Consider the following 18,465-nt stretch of genomic DNA (forward strand, 5'->3'; position numbering starts at 1 on the left):
GTAATGAAGAAAACCATTGTCTGGTTCCGGAACGACCTTCGGCTCCATGATCACCCCGCCTTATGGGAGGCAGCTCAGCAGGGGGCCGTCCTTCCGGTCTTCATCAAGTCGCGGGAAGAGGAGCGGGGTGCAGCGTCACGCTGGTGGCTCCATCATTCATTACTAACGTTACAACGGAATCTTGCATCGAAAGGAGTTCCGTTGGTCATTCGTTCAGGCGATCCTGGGGAAGAGCTTGAAAGTTTGATGAAGGAAACGGGCGCAGAGGCGCTGTTTTTTAATGAACGGTACGAACCCGATGTCCGGCGGACGGACCGGGATTTGACGGAGCAACTTCGATTGCGGGGCGTGGAAGTCCGTCGGTTTCATGGCCATCTGTTATTCGACCCGGATCGGTTGTGGAATCAAAAGCAGGAGCCGTATAAAGTGTTCACTTCGTTCTGGAAACGGTGCATGCAACAGACGGTTCCGCCGGTTTTGGGGATTCCAGATTATTTGGAGACCGTGGCGCGGCCCGTTGAGTCGTTATCCGTAGAGGATTTGGGATTATTGCCGGATGGGGCTTTGCCTTTCGGTGAGTATTGGAAACCTGGAGAAGCAGGAGCGATTGCAAGATGGGAGCAATTTGCCGAGGAAGGGCTGGGCCGATATGCGGCGGGGCGGGATTTTCCGCATCGTGAAGCAGTTTCGTCTCTGTCTCCCATTTGGCGCATGGAGATATTAGCGTTCGGGTGCTATGGCACGGTGTGCAGCGTTGGAGCGGGATGGACTCCTCTTTGCATCAGGCGGCGGATGCGTTCCTCCGGCAATTGATCTGGAGGGACTTTGCGTATCACCAGCTCATCCATTTTCCGGAGATCCTTCATTCCCCCCTCCGTAGTCAATTTCAGGCGTTTCCTTGGGTTGGTACGTCAGCGCAATTGGAGAAGTGGAAAGAGGGAAGGACGGGCTATCCGTTGGTTGATGCCGGGATGCGACAGTTACGGGAAACGGGGTTCATCCATAACCGGGTACGAATGGTGGTCGCTTCGTTTCTGGTCAAACATCTGCTCATTCCATGGACGGCGGGGTCTGATTGGTTTCGGGAGACATTGGTCGATTTCGACGAGGCGAACAATGCGATGGGCTGGCAATGGGTGACTGGCAGCGGCATTGATGCGGCGCCGTATTTCCGGATTTTCAACCCAATTATGCAAAGTGAAAAGTTCGACCCGAATGGTTTTTTTATCCGCAGATGGGTTCCGGAACTGGGGGAGCTGCCCGCTAAGTACACTCATCGTCCTTGGGCAGCGCCTGCGGATGTACTAGAGGAAGCGGGCATCCGAATCGGTGAAGATTATCCCTTTCCGATGATTGATCACGCTTTGGCACGAAATCGGGCGCTGGCGGCGTATGATACGGCGAAAGGGAAGGCTTGATGGGGTTGTATCCTATCAAGCCTAGCCGGATGCGGTCGAGTGTGCGACCACTCTAACGGCTTTTCCGTGACAAAGCTCCTCGTTCTAGTCGCTCGCCCGAGTGTACGCTCTCCCTTCCGCATGTAATAGAGGAAGGAGGAGGTGAGAATATGATGATGCACCATCACCATGGACATCACCATGGACACGGACATTGCCACAGAGGCCGGGTTATGCCGATGAGCCGGACGGAGCCGGTTGTTTGCCCAACTCAGTATCGTTGCCACAATTCATTTATTCCACGGGAGGTCCCATATATCCATCCGATTGTCAATGTGAATATGCAGCATTACGTCGATGTGCCGCGCCATTATTATGCGGAAACAGAACAAACCGTAATGGGGCCACCTGTTCAAGCGCAGCCCGGGTTCGGACCACCATTGGGAGGCTTTGGCGGCCGGTTTGGCATGGGCCGTCGACCTTGGAGATAAACAAGTTGAACTCGATTGATCGGTTCGCCCTTTCCGCAGGAGGTCATCCTTGCGGAGAGGGCTTTTTGGGGGCGGTTGGAGCCTAGGTGGTCCCGTTGAAGAAGGAACATCGCTGGGGTTTCCGAGGAACAGGGGAGTTATCCAACATCAGGGCCCCGCTGCCCGACCAACCTCCAGAAAATCCAAAAACCCGCCAATCGGACAATGATATCCGTTTGGCGGGTTTATTTCTCTTCATTAATCTACATTGAAGTAGCGAGCATCCGGATGGGCGAAAACAATGGCCGAAACGGAAGCTTCCGGCTCCATCATGAATTCTTCAGTTAAATGGACACCGATGTCTTCCGGTTTCAGCAGTCCGAATAGTTTTGCCTGGTCTTCCAGGTTTGGACAAGCCGGATAGCCGAAAGAGAAGCGTTGGCCTTCGTATTTTGCGGCAAACCGTTCGCGCATCGTGAAATCAGTTGGATCGGAGATACCCAGTTGGTCGCGCATCTCTTGGTGGACCCGCTCGGCGAAGCCTTCCGCAAGCTCCAGAGCAGTCGCCTGGAATGCGTGGCTCTCCAAGAATTTCCCTTCCGCTTTCAATCGGTTGGCGAAGTCGCGGACACCATGTCCCGCGGTCACCTGCATGAAACCGACATAGTCCATGATGCCGCTGCTGACCGGTTTTAGGTAGTCGGCGAGGCACAGGAACGGTTCCTTGCTTTGGCGCGGGAATGTGAAGCGTTCGATTTCTGTTTTCCCATCTTCCGGATCATAGATGATAACATCATCGCCATCGGATTGGGCAGGGAAAAATTGATACAGCCCCGATGCTGTCAAGTTGCCGGATTCTAAAAAACTGGTGACCATTTCATGCAGCTCGACTGCCCGCGGCTCCCGCTCTTCCAACATTTTATCAACGTTGCCACGCAAGCCAAGATGGTGGCCAATCAGCGTGCGCATGTTGACGTATGGGTACAAATGGGAAACGGAATAATCTTTCAAAACACGTCGGCGCAAGTCGTTCGGTACACGGACCGGAACGTCTTCACGCACTGTTTTGACCGGGCGGACGGCTACCGCGACAGCTCCCGATTCGGCTTGTCTCGCTGCTTTGATTGCATCATTTTCTGCCCGGCGTTCTTGTTGTTCTATTAATTCATTTAGCAAGGCTACTTTCTCTTCTTTATTTTGCAGCCGGTTGGCCAGTTCCAGTCCGTACATGGCGTCTTTCGCATAGAGGACTGGCCCGTCGTATTCCGGCGCAATTTTCGTTTCGGTGAATCGGCGTGTCAAGGCTGCACCGCCAACGAGGACCGGCACATCAATATCGGCTGCTTTGAAGTCTTGGGCTGTCAACACCATTTGCTGCGCCGATTTGACAAGTAATCCCGACAGACCGATAATATCCGGCTTCTCTTTCCGTACGGCCTCAATCAGTGTGGCAGGAGTCACTTTGATGCCAAGATCGACGACTTGGTAGCCATTGTTGCTTAAAATGATGTCGACCAGGTTCTTCCCGATATCATGGACGTCGCCTTTGACGGTCGCCAGTACGATTTTCCCTTTGCCCGTATCATCCGCCTTTTTATCCATGAACTGCTCCAGGAATGACACGGACGCTTTCATCACTTCCGCACTTTGCAGCACTTCCGCAACAATGAGCTGATTATCGTTGAACAGGCGGCCGACTTCCGCCATGCCCTCCATTAATGGGCCATTGATTATATCGAGCGGAGCATCGTACATTTTCAATGCTGCTTCCAAGTCGGGAATTAATCCCTCTTTCGTCCCTTCCACGACATAATAGCTAAGTCGTTCCGGTACGGTTTTCGGGATATCATCCTCTGTTTTCTCTTTCTTCTTACCGCGGTAGAAGTTGGTGAATTCGGCAAGTGTCTCATCGGTTGTGGAGAATAACAGCTCGTTTGCCATTTTCACTTCCGCTTCCGGAATTGAAGCATAACGTTCCAATTTCTCCGTATTGACGATCGCGTAATCCAGACCGGCCTGCGTACAGTGATACAAATAGACGGCATTCAACACTTCACGGCCGACCGGCGGAAGTCCGAATGAAACGTTACTCACACCGAGGGTCGTTAACGCACGAGGCATTTTTTCCTTGATCATCCGGATGCCTTCCACCGTTTCCACAGCGGAGCCGATGTATTGCTCATCTCCTGTACCGACAGGGAATACGAGCGGGTCAAAAATGATGTCTTCCGGGGCCAACCCCCATTTATTGACCAATAAATCATAGGAGCGCTGGGCCACTTCCAACTTCCGTTCGCGGGTGACTGCCATGCCGATCTCGTCAATCGTACCGACAACGACGGCTGCCCCGTATTTTTTCACGAGAGGCATGACCGCGTCGAAACGCTCTTCGCCATCCTCCAAGTTGATGGAGTTGATGATCACTTTCCCTTGGGAGTATTTCAATGCTTCTTCGATGACTTTTTCGTCCGTCGAGTCGATCATGAGAGGCACTTTCACTTTTTTAACGACTTCTTTCATGAATTGCTTCATATCTTCCAGCTCATCCCGGTCGGGGTTTGCCAAACAGATATCGATGACATGCGCTCCGCCGCGTACTTGAGCACGCGCGATTTCGGATGCCTCTTCAAATTTCCCATCGACAATCAATTGTTTGAACTTCCGGGAACCGATGACATTCGTCCGTTCACCGACTAGGAGAGGCCGCATCGAGTCATCATAGAGCAGGGGTTCAATTCCCGAAACGGCATGACCATGCGACTCTTCAGGTCGTGGGCGAGGTGTTTTCCCATCGACCACTTCCCGGATCGCACGGATATGTGCTGGGGTCGTACCGCAGCAGCCACCAACCAAGTTCAACCAACCTTTCTCCGCAAATCCTTCCAACTTCTTGGAGAGGGACTCAGGAGATTCATGGTAATGCCCTTCTTCATCCGGCAGGCCGGCGTTCGGATAACAGCTGACATAGCCCGTTGCCAAGTCGGATAGGGAGCGCAAATGATCGGTCATGAATTCAGGACCTGTCGCACAGTTTAAACCGACCGAAAGTGGCTTGATATGTTCGATTGAAATATAGAACGATTCAATGCTTTGGCCGGCCAACGTTGTTCCCATCGGCTCAATAGTACCCGAAATCATGACAGGGACTTCTTTACCGGTCTCTTCGAATGCGCGCTTGATGCCGAGTGTGCCTGCTTTGACATTCAGCATATCCTGGCTCGTCTCCATTAATAGCAAGTCGCAGCCGCCTTCGATCAGCGCTTTTGCCTGCACATAGAAGTCTTCGGTCAATCCATCAAATGTCGCTCCGCCTGTGACGGAAAGCGTCTTGGTCGTCGGTCCCATCGCGCCCGCGACGAATCGTGGCCATTCCGGTGTTGAGAAGTCTTCTGCACATTTCTTCGCGATCTGAGCCGCTTCAAAATTGATTTCATGCGCCCGATCACCGAGGTCGTAATCATCGAGGACAATCGGTGTGCCACCAAATGTATTGGTACAAATGATGTCCGCACCCGCCTCCAAGTATTCGCGGTGAATCCGATCCAGAACGTCAGGTCGTGTAATATTCAAAAATTCGTTACAGCCATCGTACTCCTCGCCGCCGAAATCTTCGGGGGTCAAGTCAGCTGCTTGCAACATCGTGCCCATTGCACCATCTATGATGAGAATTCTTTTCTGTAGTTGTTGTTCAATTGGATGAATCGGCATGGACAAGTTCCCTCTCCTTCTGTGCATCAAGTTCTTTTATATGTTGAATCAATTCCAATGACATATCGTAACGAAGGAAAGGCGTGATGATATAAATGCCATTAAAGAGCTGCGCCGCCGTATCGATCAGTTCTTTGGCAATCCGGACACCTTCCTCCGTCGATTTTTGACGGTCTTCCCCACAAGCACGCATCCGTTCCAATACTTCATCTGATAATTTGATGCCTGGCACTTCATTGTGCAGGAATTCCGCATTACGGATATTGGTCAACGGCATGATGCCGATGAAAATCGGCGTATCTAAATGTTTGGTCGATTCATAGATTTCTTCGATTTTTTCTTTAGAATAAACCGGCTGACTAATGAAGTAATCCGCACCACTTTCAATTTTCTTCTCCAAACGCTTAACGGCACGCTCCACGACCCGGACGTTCGGGTTGAAGGCGGCTGCCACTGAGAAGGAAGCTTTCTTCTTCAACGGTTTGCCGGAGAAGGAGATTCCTTCATTTAATTGCTTGGTCAGTTGCGTCAATTCCATGCTGTTCACGTCATAGACATTGGTCGCGCCTGGGAAGTCGCCTACTTTCGTCGGATCCCCCGTGACAAGCAAAATATCTTGGATATCAAGCGCATCCAGTCCCATCAGATGCGATTGCAGACCGATCAGATTGCGATCGCGGCATGTGATATGGACGAGTGGTCTTATATTATATTGCTGTTTCAGAATGGCGCCCATCGCGACGTTACTGATTCGCGGGGAGGCGAGTGAGTTATCGGCCATTGTGACAGCATCGACACCCGCTTCGTGGAGCAGATTTGCGCCTTCGATGAATTTTTCGATTTCCAACGTCCGCGGTGTGTCCAGTTCGACAATGACGGATCGTTCTCTTTTCACTTTTTCGTGGATTGGCTCATTGATAGCCGGGTTTGCTTCGCGGATGACCACCGGCTTTTGTTTTTTCACTTCTTTGGCTACGACTGGAGCGAGACCGGCCAGTTGCTTTTTCGCCGCTTCGATATGCTTCGGCGTCGTTCCGCAGCAACCGCCGATCAGACGGACGCCTTCATTGCGAAGGGACAGGGCGGCCCGGCCGAAATAATCCGCCTCGGATACATAGACAATCCGGCCATCTTCCACGTCGAGCAGGCTCGCATTCGGATAGGCGGATAAAAATGCCTTCTCCGGCAAAATGACCTCTTCAAAAGCTTGGATTGTATGGAAAGGACCGAGACGGCAGTTGACACCGACCACATCCGCACCAAGCGCCTCCAATTGATGAAGTGCATCGTTTAGGGAAATTCCGTTCTGCAATACGCCCGGCTCTTCCATCGAGACTTGGGCAATGATCGGCGTGTCTGTCATGGTACGAAGCATCTGAACGACAGCGGATAATTCTTCGAAATCATAATAGGTTTCTAGGAGAATTCCGTCCGGATCCCCAGTCAATAGATGCTCAGCCTGTTGCTGGACGACCTTCTGGATTTCTTGCAACGTGGCGTCGCTTTTCCGTATGCCGCGGAAGCCGCCGATTGTGCCAAGGACGAATTGTCCACCCGGAGCAGCCGCTTTCTTTGCAATTTGTATTGCCGCTTCGTTAAACTCTTTCACCCGGTTTTCCATTCCATAGCGGGCCAGCTTCAGAGCATTCGCACTGTACGTGTTCGTCTGGATGACGTCGGCACCTGCCCGGATGTAATCTTGGTGTATCTTTTCAATGATTTCAGGCTTTTCAACATTCAATTCTTCATAACAAAAATCAATTCCATATGAATAAAGCAGTGTCCCGATTGCTCCATCGGCGGTCAGAACATCGGTTTTCAGTTTTTCTAGCAATGACATAGTGCGATCTCCCTTTCTACAAACGGTTATGCCTTGGCAGAGTTGCTTTAACTCGAATTAAAAGTAAAAAAAGCCTTCATCGAGAAAGAAGGCTTTAGACGTGTATATTCGCTCCTTCTTATCTTCCAGGCCGTCGAAGACCTGCTGGAGGTAGCACCTTGCCGACCGGCTGGTTGCTGAAGCGTCTTCGGGCCAGTTCCCTCAGCTTCTCTCGATAAGAATCTTTATTTTATTTGAATTGTTGAAAACATCGTAACGTTAAAAATCCGTGCCGTCAAGTCTTTTTGTTAAATTCCTTAGTAGCATATCGGTTTTAAGGTGATACGAGTCCGACCCTGTATCCAGTTTGCCGATTCCAAATTCCATTGCTGGAGTATGGTATTATGGAGACAACCATGACAAAGGAAGTAGAGGGTGGAATGATTGAGAGCACTTAAATTTATCATCCCGATCATGTTAGTTGTCGGATCGTTCGGTTGGATGATGTTGAGTAAAAATTATCAGGAAGTCCCGCCGACATCCCGGGTGTTCATTACCATCGGAGCGATGATCGTAAGCGGGGGCATATCTTTTTTCCTCTTTCCTAAAGATGAAGGGGAAAAATACTGACGGGTGGCGATTCGGCCATCCGTTTTTGTTTGTTTGCTAGTAGGAGAGGGTAATATAGATTACTAACTTGCGGAATATTTCCGCAATGCCATAAGGACGCCGCATGATCGCCTGTCAGAACAGAAATTGTTACAAATCCATCTCGGTTAATTGTGAAGAATTGATGAAGTGATTAGGAGTTTTGGGACTGCCCTATAAGACTGTGATAAAGTTGTATTATAAATACAAGTTTATTAAATTAGCAATAGAAAAGGAGGTTATAAGCTTATGAAGACAAACGGCATCATTTTTATTGTCGCCTTTGTATTGGCGTTTGCTGGAGGGTATTTTTACTTTAGCCAAGGCAATAAAGAGGAGACGGCAACTACCGAAAGTGGCGCGACGGAGCCGGCGAATGAAGAAGGACAAGGCGAAGAGCAGGCATCGGTGCCGGCGGAAGCAGAAGTGTTGAATACGAATAGTTGTTTATCCTGTCATGCCGTCAATTCACTCGGTATCGAAGGCGGGACGACTGGACCGGATCTATCGCATGCGTACGATGGCGTCAAGGACAAGCATGGCGTCGATCTGGATTCATTCCTGAAACAGCCGACTTCTGCCGTGATGTCCGGCGTCATTGCAGGCAATCCGTTATCTGATGAAGATCGTGCGGCTATCATCGATGTCCTGAAGACAGCATCTGAGAAATAAGAATCGAGGTGGGCAGAGTGAATACGAATTTGAAGAGAGTTTTAGCTGCTATATTTGGCATTGTTCTAGGGTTATTAGTGGCGATCGTCTTTTTTGCAGATTTTAATAAAGGAAACCAAAATGCCGAGTCCAATAAGACCAAAGCGGAAAAAGTGTATGTACCGTACGGGGAAAAAGATGAATATTACATGATGGCTTCTGGCGGGCATTCAGGCCAGCTGTTCGTCTACGGGATCCCCTCCATGCGGAAAATCCGGACAGTCCCTGTCTTCACACCCGATCCTGCCACGGGATATGGATTTGACTCCGCTACGAAAGAAATGCTGGGCGGTTTTACATGGGGGGATTTCCACCACCCTTCGATTTCCGAGACAGATGGTGAGTATGATGGCGAATTCCTTTTCGCGAATGACGTGGGGAATAACCGCGTTGCCGCCGTCGATCTGAGTACATTCCAAACAGTGGATATGATGTTCTTGCCGAATATGGGCGGGCCGCATGCGGGCGTCTTCGTCACTGAAAATACGGAGTACATTGCATTGCCGACACGGTTTGCACGTCCATTGGGAGATGCCTATGCCACTTTGGATGAGTATGAAGAAGAATATAAAGGTGTCGTCTCGATGACCACTTTCGACAGAGAGGCGAAAAAATTCGATCTTGCCTATCAAATTGTCTTGCCTCCCTGGTCTTATGACCTCTCGGATGCCGGCAAGAAAATGTCGGGTGATTGGATTGTCATGACGACGTATAACACAGAATTTGCAACAACTAATTTAGAAATTAATGCCTCGCAGAATGACCGCGACTATATCGTACTCGTCAATTGGAAGAAGCTCGAGGAAGAAGTTGCAGCCGGGAATTATGATGAAGTGAATGGGGCCAAAACAATCGATCCCCGAAAACATAAAGGGGCCATCTATGCAGTCCCAGTTGCCAAATCACCTCATGGTGTGGATGTAACACCGGATGGAACCAGATTTATCGCAGCAGGGAAGTTGGCCCCGATGATGACGGTGTTTTCATTCCAACAGGCATTCGATGCGATTGAGAAAGGTGAATTTGTCGAAGAGAAATACGGCATTCCTGTATTGGCCTATGAAGATGTGATGGAGCGTGAAGTCGATCCTCCAGGCGCACTCGGTCCATTGCACACGCAATTTGACGACCGGGGGAATGCGTTTAACACGATGTTCATTTCCTCCGAGATTGTGAAATGGAATATCGAAACGGGCGAAGTGATCGACCGTACGCCGACGTACTTCTCTCCGGGACACTCCGCCGCAACAGAAGGGGACACAGTCTCGCCGGACGGTAAATGGATCGTTGCGCTCAATAAAATTGCGAAGGACAACTTCTTATCCGTTGGGCCATCCCACCCAGAATCGATGGACTTGATCGACATTTCGGGAGATAAGATGGAGCATGTCATGGCTGCGCCGGTGGATCCGGAGCCGCATTACGCTCAGATTATCCATCGCGATAAGATCGAGACGATCACTGTCTATCCAAAAGATGAAGACCGTAAGAACTCCGTTTGGAAACAAGAAGATACCCGGGTGGAGCGGAATGGGAATGAAGTCCATATTTATGGAATTGCCATGCGATCGAAATTCATCTTCGACGCCAAGTCGGAACGTCCCGACGCAGTCACGGTCAAACAAGGAGATCGCGTATTTTTCCATATGACCAACATCGACTTGGATCAGGACATCACCCACGGATTCGGTATCAACGAATATGATCTGAATTTTGAAGTTCAACCTGGTCAAACAAATACGTTGGAATTCGTAGCGGATAAACCGGGTGTCTACCCAATTTACTGTACAAACTTCTGTTCCGCACTGCATCAGGAAATGAGCGGCTACTTGTTAGTGGAACCGAAGTGATATTAGCAGCCTGGAGAAGTGGGGGGATCTGCCTTACCACTTCTCCTAAATTACTGGAGGTGATCTCCTATGAAAGGCAGACTTTCCATGCCATCGAGGATCAGCCTCGTTGCAGCAGCAGTTATTACTTTACTCACGTTATTTGTTCCATGGTGGGGCATGAAATTCTATGCACCGCAATATCCGGAAGGACTTGATATTATCGTCTATCCGACTACATTGTCGGGGGATATTGATATCGTGAACGGGCTGAATCATTATATTGGGATGGCTGAATTCAGTAATGAATCCTTTCCTGAATTACGATATATGCCTGTCATTGTCATCATTTTTGCAATCCTAATCCTCCTGGTCGCTTTGTTACGGAAGAAGTCGTTTCTATATGGTCTCATTGCTCTCTTTATTATAGGGGGGGTCGTCGGTCTTCTGGATATGTACCGATGGTTGAAACAATTCGGAACAAATCTCGATCCGAGAGCGCCGATTGAACTAGAGCCTTTCATTCCACCTATTATCGGGGATAATGTCATCGCCAACTTTACGACGACAAGCTATTTTGCAATCGGCGGCTATATGTTGCTAGTCGTGTTCCTGCTGATGATTTTCCCGCTATGGAAGGATCGATCGCTATGAGGACAATTATCAGCCTATTGCTGGTTTTTGGGCTATTCATGGGGAATGCGGAGGCTGCTGAAAAAGGGCTGCAGCAATTGATCGACGAGACTCCCGCAAATGGCATCCTGGAACTGGAGTCGACAACCTACGAAGGGAATGTGACGATTACAAAGCCGATTACTTTGATCGGAAAAAAAGGGACCGTCATTCAAGGGGATAAGACTGCAAATGTCATCGAGATTGAAAGCGATGATGTCACGCTCGACACGCTTGCGATCGAAGGCAGCGGCATGAGCCGTAGTTCCCGTGAGGAATATTCCGGAGTGCGGGTTATGGGAAACGGGGCTGTATTGAAAAACTTGAAAATCACGGACAGCTTCCATGGCATTTTTTTGAATAAAACTAATCAAACAAGGATAGATCGGATCACAGTTATTGGGCATGGCACGCAAGCGCTGGGCAATCAGGGAAACGGCATCCATATCGCCCGTTCCAGCAACAACCATATTACGAATAGCCATTTGGAACAAACACGTGATGGGATTTTTGTCGAGTATTCGAATAATAATTACGTCGATGATAATACGATGACCCACACGCGATACGGGCTTCATTACATGTATTCGAATCACAACGAATTCAAAGGGAACCATTTTGTCAACAATATCGGTGGCGCTGCGATTATGCACTCCGATCACATCCTGCTGGAGGGCAATCAGTTTTCATTCAACCAAGGATCCCGTTCTTTCGGGCTTATTGTTCAAACGAGTCGGGACGTGCATGTATTGAATAATGAATTCCATTTGAATCAACGCGGATTATATTTGGAGCAGTCGACAAGCAACCGGATCGAAGGGAATGATTTCTTCCAGAACCAGGTCGGTGTGGAGTTATGGACCTCCTCGACCGCCCATGTATTTTTAAAAAATACATTCGATAAAAACAAGATCCATGCATTGACCGTCGGCGGTGAATCCAATAACGACTGGTTTGAAAACGGAGTGGGGAACTACTGGAATTTGCCCATGCTTGATCTAAATCAAAACGGCGTAGGGGATCAAGCGCTGGAGTATCGCTCCTCTCTGGGCGATTTATTGGAGAGGAATGAACTGGCTTATTTATTTTTGTCCAGTCCGGCGATTGCTATCTATGAAAAAGCGAATGAGTTGTTGACCCATCAGAAAGTGATGGCGTATGACAAGTACCCTTTGCTGAAGAAAAGGGGAATGCCGATGGGCGTCTGGATATTTCCGGCCATAGTGCTTGGAGTGGCCATATGGTTAGTTTATAGAAGGAGGGCGGTCAGACGATGATGTATATCTGGAAAGAGGCATTGGAACAGATGAGGGGCAAGGGCATGTGGCTCGGTCTCGGCATGCTGATGTTGGCCTCGCTATTCCTCATTGCGGAGGCGCGTTCGTTCCCTGTCGATTTGGGATTTGAAGCAATGCTCTTATCCGTATTCGACATGAATGTCTATCTCCTCCCCCTCTTTGCCATGTTTTTATCCTCTTTTTCCATGTATCAAGAAAAAGAGTTGAAGACTTCGATGATTTTATTGACGAAGAGAGAATCGACCTGGACGTATCTTTTGAAGAAGTCTGCAGCGATCCAGCTTGTTCTGCTCGCGACGTTCGTAACGGCCTATTTTGTGCTCGCGTTATTCATGAAGGCGTTTTTGGCGTTCCATATCATGAGCTTTCTGCATTTCTTACTCGTGATTATAGTATTCCTACTTATTTTCAATCAGATCGGAATTTTCCTAGGAGTCGCTTGCCATTCGAAAATGCAGTTGGTTGGTGCGAATATCCTGACATGGTTTTTCGTTGTCTTTTTGTTTGACTTGATGTTTCTTTACTTTCTGCCGGCCGTGACATTCGGCAATCTTCGGTTCTTTTCTTGGGTCTACTTTTTAGATCCCATCCACACGATGCGGTTTTATCTGGAAACGAGTTTGGGCCTCTTCTCTTTGTCGCATATGTCTCGCATGATGGAGAAGTTCGTTTTTATGGATATTGGAATTTTCTTGCTCATCAATGCGGTGCTATGGCCTCTCGTCATGTTTGGCGTTTCACTGCTTTTCCGGAATGGAGGTGCGATTGATGATTAATATCCAAAACCTGTCTTGTGCTTATGAGAAGAAGCAGGTTTTGCACAATGTGAACCTGCATATCGAAGAGAATGAACGTTGTGCATTAGTCGGTCGGAACGGGGCTGGGAAATCGACCTTGATTCATTCGATGCTCGGCTTACTGCCTTTCCAAAAAGGGACTGTTCAATTGGGAGGGATACCGAACCGCAAGCAAGAGTGGAAAAAGGTCGTTTCCTATTTGCCGGAGAAATTCCGGCTCTATCCCCGGATGACAGGTGAAGAGAATATGCGTTTTTTTGCTTCACTCGCCCCAAAACGGGTGGATGAGGAAAGCATTTCTGAAAAGTTGGAGATGGTGTCGCTTGGACAGGCGCGTGACGAGGCGATTACGACCTATTCGAAAGGGATGCTCCAACGGCTCGGTTTGGCTGTCATGCTTTACTATGATGCGCCTATCATCATTTTGGATGAGCCGACGAGCGGGCTGGACCCGGTTGGACGGGAAGAGATCTTGGACATCATCAATCGGTTGGAGAATAAAACCATTCTCATGGCTTCCCATCACTTGGAAGAAATCAAGAAAGTCTGCACCCATGTGGCGTATTTGGAAGGCGGGAGCATTACGAAGTACCCGATTGATGTGTTTATGACAAATCATATGAGGGGGGACGCAACATGAAGAAATTTTTAATACCACTATTTGCCCTATTGTTTCTCCTATCAGGGTGCGGTTCGAGCAAGGTGGATTTTGCCGTAGAACAGTCGCCGGACTATAGGGACGGCGAAACGTCCGAAATGATCATTCGTGTAACGGAGGGTGACGAGCCTGTCAGCGGCCTATCTGTCCTGGCTACCTTGGAAATGGCGAAGATGGATCATGGGGTCATTGAAGTCCATTTTGACGATATAGGTGATGGGCTATATAGCAGTCACGTAGAATTGCCAATGGGCGGGGAATGGATCGCCACGGTACAAGCGGACACAGGAAAGAAAGTATTGGAAGAAGTCGTGACTTTTGATGTTAAAGAGGGATGATGGGATTGAGAAAAGGGCGGGCTGAAAGGCTTGGGTATCTTTTGGCAGCAGTGCTGCTCCTAACGGCATGCACTGCAACCGAGACCCAAGTGGAACAAGATGTTGAAGAAGAACCTATTGTCACAATCGAGGGACAGAGCTTTGACGAGGAAGATTTGAAGTTTTATACGACAATGAAGCAAGTGGAGATCGAGTGGGGTCATTTACAAGCAATTAAGGGTCTGCAAGGGGAAGAATTGGCAGAACGGAATGCGTACTGGGACGAGCATAAAAGGCAGTATGCGAATAAGAACGTCCAATTGCAGAACTTGATTGAAATCCATGCGATGTCATTGCTTGCGGAGGAAAAAAATTATTTTGTTCCGGATGAGAAGTTGGATCGGGAAGTGGAGGAACTGACGAAGGCGATACAGGCCAATGAGGAAACGTGGGAAATTGTCCAGGAATACGGCGAAGAGGATTATCGCTTGGATATCCGGGAGTATTTGCGGAAACGTTTGCTTCGGGACCGCGTTTACCGGGAGCTTGAGAAACAAGTCCGTGAAGAATTGCCGGACGCCACCGACCAAGAAGTGAACTATGCAACGAATTCCCGGTATGAAGACCTGTATGTGGAGCAGGTGGCTTCTCTGGAAAGAAAGATATATGTGAAATAAGGATGGTGCGCCATCCTTTTTTGTATGGAATGGAATCAAATCCGTCCCAAGAAGATTTGAATGAGTCAATCCTTACCAAAATTTGATTGACACAAAATGAGTTATCTTTTATTCTAGTATAGATAACATAACACTGGGGGTGTGGAAGTGGCAACAGCAACAGCGAAGTCGAAAAGTGGTACAAGTGCCTTGACGCTTGTGTATAGTGGAATGTTTGCCGCACTGATGATGATCGGTGCCAATATTACGTCGTTTGTACCGTTTCTCGTTATCGGTGGGGTGCCGATCACATTGCAGACATTCTTTGCCATCCTTGCCGGACTTCTGTTAGGCAGTCGGATCGGGGCGACTGCGATGACGGTCTATATGTGTATCGGACTCGCGGGGGCACCGGTATTTTCGAAATTCCAAGGCGGATTCGGGTTTATCCTCAGTCCGACATTTGGATTCGTTTTATCATTTATCCTGACGGCGTATATAGCAGGGAAAATCGTGGAGAAAAACGGGAAATTGAAAAATTACATCGTAGCTGCTCTTGCCGCGATGGTGGTCAATTATGTAATTGGTACGAACTGGATGTACTTTGCTTATAAATTTTGGGCAGCGGCCCCTGATGCGTTTACGTATAAAGTGGCTTGGATCTGGATGGTGCCGCCATTGCCGAAAGATATCTTGCTTGCAGTTCTGGCCGGGATTTTCGGTCATCGCATGTATAAAGTATTGAAAGTGAGGCATGGACAATGACAGATTATAACCAGCTGGCCCAACAGGTTCTGAACGGCCACCAACTGACGGATGAAGAAGCGCTTTCCATTTTGAATAGCCCGGACGAGGATTTATTGCCCCTTCTGCACGGAGCCTACCAAATTCGCAAGCACTATTACGGGAATAAAGTGAAGTTGAACATGATCATCAATACGAAATCCGGTCTATGCCCGGAAAACTGCGGGTATTGCGCCCAATCCATCGTTTCCCAAGCTCCGGTTGAGAAATATGCCATGATGAAGCAAGAAGAGATTGTGGCGGGTGCTGAACGCGCGGCAGCGGTCAATGCGGGCACCTATTGTATCGTGGCGAGCGGACGTGGGCCGGTCAACAGCGAATTGGAAATCGTCATTGATTCAGTTAAGGAAATTAAGTCGAGACATAAAGACATGACCATCTGCGCCTGCCTCGGAATCTTGAAGCCGGAACAAGCGGTACGGTTGAAAGAAGCAGGTGTCGACCGATACAATCACAACTTGAATACATCAGCCGATCATCATGAAAACATCACGACTTCCCATACATACGATGATCGGGTGAACACGGTCGGTCTCGCGAAAGACGCCGGCATCTCCCCTTGTTCGGGGGTTATTGTCGGCATGCGCGAGACGAAGGAAGACGTCATTTCGATGGCGCGCAGCCTGCATGCGTTGGATGCCGATTCGATCCCGGTGAATTTTCTACATGCGGTAGATGGGACACCGCTCGGCGGAACGGATGAATTGAATCCACGCTATTGCTTGAAAGTGCTCAGCTTGTTCCGCTTTACCAATCCGTCCAAGGAAATTCGGATTTCGGGCGGCCGCGAAGTGAACTTGCGCAGCTTGCAACCACTAGGCCTCTACGCGGCGAATTCGATTTTCATCGGGGATTATTTGACGACAGAAGGGCAGGAGAGCGACAGCGATCGCCAAATGCTTGAAGACTTGGGCTTCGAAGTGGACTTGGAGCCGTTAAACAGAGAACCGGTTTCGGTTTGAGTTTGAGGTGAACGTTAACTAATAGCTTCATCGAAGACACAATTCACATATGAATTGTGTCTTCTTTTTTGTTTTTATATCAATGATGTAGCCAATTTAGCGCATTAATCCATATTGGAGACACCGCGGAATTTAAAAACGGCGCTGATACTGCCGGGAAATAGAAATGCGACAATTGTGGAAAGTTGTGGTAAATAAATGTATATGTGTGTGAATGGTTGTACTTCAGTAACAACCACCATGAATTCTCTGCCTGCTCAAAGAAAAAATCGAAATACATAAAACTAATTAAAAATAATTTAAGCCAAATCACCTTCCCTTTTGTCTAATAGATGTAAAGCCTAAAGCCTAAAGCCAAAACAAAACGAAAGGAGGAGTTAAGGTGAAACTTGAACGTTTAGTAAAGAAAGCACAAAAAGGAAATGATAAAGCCTACTTAATGCTTTTCCGGCAGTACGAAGCAGATATTTATCGAATGGCTTATGTCTATGTAAAAAATAAAGAAGATGCCTTAGATATAGTTCAAGAAGTGGCCTATCAGTCATATAAGAAAATCGGTACATTGAAAAAACCTGAGTATTTTAAGACTTGGCTTATGAAAATTACGATTAATTGTGCATTGAACTTAATCAATAAAAACAAAAAGGTGATTCCGCTATATTTAGACTTTGAAGTGATATCTGGGTCAGAAGATGAAGACATTGCACTCACTTTATCTTTGCACAAGCTGATCAATGCTTTAAAAGAGGATGAGAAGAGCGTCATTTTACTAAAATATTACGATGATCGTACATTAAAGGAAATTTCAGAGATATTGGACATACCGCTCGGAACCGCAAAATCTGTCCTATACCGTGCTTTAGACAAGCTTCGTCAAAATGTAAAGGAGGCGGGTAATTATGGATAATCATTTTAAACAAGAGTTATCAAAAATTGAAATCCCTGCAGAGCTTCATGAAAGGAGTAAATTGGGCATTAATAAAGCAAAGTCTGAAATGGGTGGCAAACTGAATCGTTTTTTTAAAAAACGATTGGCTATAGCTGTTATTTCTGCTTGTTTACTGATTCCAACAGGTGCATTTGCTTATCAAGCGTTACTGGCCGATGATGTATATGGTTCATTTGATAATCTAAAAAAACATGTGGCAAGCGTAACAATGGAAAGTTACTTATTATTTGATGCAAAACTAAATCAAGCAAAAGGTGACCTGACAAAAGACGAGTACGAACAGTTTAAAGATTTACTAAATGTATTTACTAGTGCAAAACTTGAATATGGCGATACAAATGGAAACATCGATTATTCACAAGTCCCTGCAGAACAATTAGAGGATATTAGAGTAGCAATGTACGAAATCCAACCATACTTTGACAAACTCAACGGGCTACCATCAAGCAAAGAGGTTTTAACAGCCGAAGAATATGAACAATACATTCAAGCTTTATTAACATATGAAACGACTATGGCGCAACTAGGAGTCTCAAGTGCCCCCGAGATCGCTTCAATTCCTTCAGAGTTACAAGCGGAATTCATTAAAGCTCAAGAATACTTAAATTATGTAAATGAAAAACAAATTGATTGAATTATAGGGGGGACTAAAACATACTAAGTTATTTTCAATTCTTTTTGAAACATAACAGTAGGCTGAATATACGTTTCAACGGGCGCATTAGCTCGAAAAGAATTAGTCGTTTTTTGGATTGAGACCATACTTAAGT

The 18,465-nt window shown here is 47.7% G+C and carries 18 protein-coding genes and 1 riboswitch; of the genes, 16 read left to right on the top strand and 2 right to left on the bottom strand.

The window, feature by feature from the left end:
- The first annotated feature begins 3 nt into the window (after nucleotides 1–3).
- The 3 genes from AB1K83_RS10535 (at nucleotide 4) to AB1K83_RS10545 (ending at nucleotide 1,888) form a co-directional block, all read left to right on the top strand.
- Complete coding sequence (locus tag AB1K83_RS10535; RefSeq protein ID WP_413058159.1) at nucleotides 4–813, top strand: deoxyribodipyrimidine photo-lyase; 810 nt, start codon at nucleotides 4–6, stop codon at nucleotides 811–813.
- Complete coding sequence (locus tag AB1K83_RS10540) at nucleotides 777–1,418, top strand: FAD-binding domain-containing protein (RefSeq protein WP_413058160.1); 642 nt, start codon at nucleotides 777–779, stop codon at nucleotides 1,416–1,418. Before AB1K83_RS10535 ends, AB1K83_RS10540 begins: the two co-directional genes overlap by 37 nt.
- Before the next feature lie 149 nt (nucleotides 1,419–1,567).
- The gene (locus AB1K83_RS10545) at nucleotides 1,568–1,888 is read left to right on the top strand and encodes a hypothetical protein (RefSeq protein WP_413058161.1); all 321 of its coding nucleotides are present in this window, start codon (nucleotides 1,568–1,570) and stop codon (nucleotides 1,886–1,888) included.
- A 237-nt stretch (nucleotides 1,889–2,125) separates the two neighbouring features.
- Here AB1K83_RS10545 and metH read toward each other — a convergent pair whose 3' ends face one another.
- On the bottom strand, nucleotides 2,126–5,575 hold the full coding sequence (metH, locus tag AB1K83_RS10550) for a methionine synthase (RefSeq protein WP_413058315.1): 3,450 nt from the start codon (nucleotides 5,573–5,575) through the stop codon (nucleotides 2,126–2,128).
- Nucleotides 5,556–7,415 (bottom strand): bifunctional homocysteine S-methyltransferase/methylenetetrahydrofolate reductase, encoded by a 1,860-nt coding sequence (locus AB1K83_RS10555; protein WP_413058162.1) that lies wholly within the window; start codon nucleotides 7,413–7,415, stop codon nucleotides 5,556–5,558. The genes metH and AB1K83_RS10555 overlap by 20 nt, the downstream gene beginning before the upstream one ends.
- A gap of 115 nt (nucleotides 7,416–7,530) precedes the next feature.
- Nucleotides 7,531–7,636, bottom strand: a riboswitch (SAM riboswitch).
- A 202-nt stretch (nucleotides 7,637–7,838) separates the two neighbouring features.
- Between AB1K83_RS10555 and AB1K83_RS10560 the strand changes: the two genes are divergently transcribed.
- The 13 genes from AB1K83_RS10560 to AB1K83_RS10620 all read left to right on the top strand — a co-directional run bounded on the left by AB1K83_RS10560 (nucleotide 7,839) and on the right by AB1K83_RS10620 (nucleotide 18,329).
- Nucleotides 7,839–8,024 carry a histidine kinase gene (locus AB1K83_RS10560; RefSeq protein ID WP_413058163.1) on the top strand — a complete coding sequence of 62 codons (186 nt, stop codon included), beginning with the start codon at nucleotides 7,839–7,841 and terminating at the stop codon, nucleotides 8,022–8,024.
- Nucleotides 8,025–8,291: 267 nt separating this feature from the next.
- Nucleotides 8,292–8,714 (top strand): c-type cytochrome, encoded by a 423-nt coding sequence (locus tag AB1K83_RS10565; protein ID WP_413058164.1) that lies wholly within the window; start codon nucleotides 8,292–8,294, stop codon nucleotides 8,712–8,714.
- A 17-nt stretch (nucleotides 8,715–8,731) separates the two neighbouring features.
- Complete coding sequence (gene nosZ / locus AB1K83_RS10570; RefSeq protein ID WP_413058165.1) at nucleotides 8,732–10,603, top strand: Sec-dependent nitrous-oxide reductase; 1,872 nt, start codon at nucleotides 8,732–8,734, stop codon at nucleotides 10,601–10,603.
- A 69-nt stretch (nucleotides 10,604–10,672) separates the two neighbouring features.
- On the top strand, nucleotides 10,673–11,236 hold the full coding sequence (locus AB1K83_RS10575) for a hypothetical protein (protein ID WP_413058166.1): 564 nt from the start codon (nucleotides 10,673–10,675) through the stop codon (nucleotides 11,234–11,236).
- Entirely contained in the window at nucleotides 11,233–12,531 is a 1,299-nt protein-coding gene (gene nosD, locus AB1K83_RS10580; RefSeq protein WP_413058167.1) for a nitrous oxide reductase family maturation protein NosD, read from the top strand. The genes AB1K83_RS10575 and nosD overlap by 4 nt, the downstream gene beginning before the upstream one ends.
- Entirely contained in the window at nucleotides 12,528–13,328 is an 801-nt protein-coding gene (locus tag AB1K83_RS10585; RefSeq protein ID WP_413058168.1) for a copper ABC transporter permease, read from the top strand. The genes nosD and AB1K83_RS10585 overlap by 4 nt, the downstream gene beginning before the upstream one ends.
- Entirely contained in the window at nucleotides 13,321–13,989 is a 669-nt protein-coding gene (locus AB1K83_RS10590; protein ID WP_413058169.1) for an ABC transporter ATP-binding protein, read from the top strand. The genes AB1K83_RS10585 and AB1K83_RS10590 overlap by 8 nt, the downstream gene beginning before the upstream one ends.
- Nucleotides 13,986–14,345 carry a FixH family protein gene (locus tag AB1K83_RS10595; RefSeq protein ID WP_413058170.1) on the top strand — a complete coding sequence of 120 codons (360 nt, stop codon included), beginning with the start codon at nucleotides 13,986–13,988 and terminating at the stop codon, nucleotides 14,343–14,345. Before AB1K83_RS10590 ends, AB1K83_RS10595 begins: the two co-directional genes overlap by 4 nt.
- 5 nt (nucleotides 14,346–14,350) lie before the next feature.
- Nucleotides 14,351–15,001 carry a hypothetical protein gene (locus AB1K83_RS10600; protein ID WP_413058171.1) on the top strand — a complete coding sequence of 217 codons (651 nt, stop codon included), beginning with the start codon at nucleotides 14,351–14,353 and terminating at the stop codon, nucleotides 14,999–15,001.
- A gap of 147 nt (nucleotides 15,002–15,148) precedes the next feature.
- Nucleotides 15,149–15,745, top strand: coding sequence for a biotin transporter BioY (locus AB1K83_RS10605; protein ID WP_413058172.1), 597 nt, complete (start codon nucleotides 15,149–15,151; stop codon nucleotides 15,743–15,745).
- On the top strand, nucleotides 15,742–16,746 hold the full coding sequence (gene bioB, locus AB1K83_RS10610) for a biotin synthase BioB (RefSeq protein ID WP_413058173.1): 1,005 nt from the start codon (nucleotides 15,742–15,744) through the stop codon (nucleotides 16,744–16,746). Before AB1K83_RS10605 ends, bioB begins: the two co-directional genes overlap by 4 nt.
- A gap of 382 nt (nucleotides 16,747–17,128) precedes the next feature.
- A complete protein-coding gene (locus tag AB1K83_RS10615) occupies nucleotides 17,129–17,653 on the top strand; it encodes a sigma-70 family RNA polymerase sigma factor (RefSeq protein WP_413058174.1) in 525 nt (174 codons plus the stop codon).
- Nucleotides 17,646–18,329 carry a DUF3600 domain-containing protein gene (locus AB1K83_RS10620; RefSeq protein ID WP_413058175.1) on the top strand — a complete coding sequence of 228 codons (684 nt, stop codon included), beginning with the start codon at nucleotides 17,646–17,648 and terminating at the stop codon, nucleotides 18,327–18,329. The genes AB1K83_RS10615 and AB1K83_RS10620 overlap by 8 nt, the downstream gene beginning before the upstream one ends.
- The last annotated feature ends 136 nt before the right edge of the window (nucleotides 18,330–18,465 follow it).

Source organism: Sporosarcina sp. 179-K 3D1 HS, from assembly GCF_047228905.1.
GTDB lineage: Bacteria > Bacillota > Bacilli > Bacillales_A > Planococcaceae > Sporosarcina.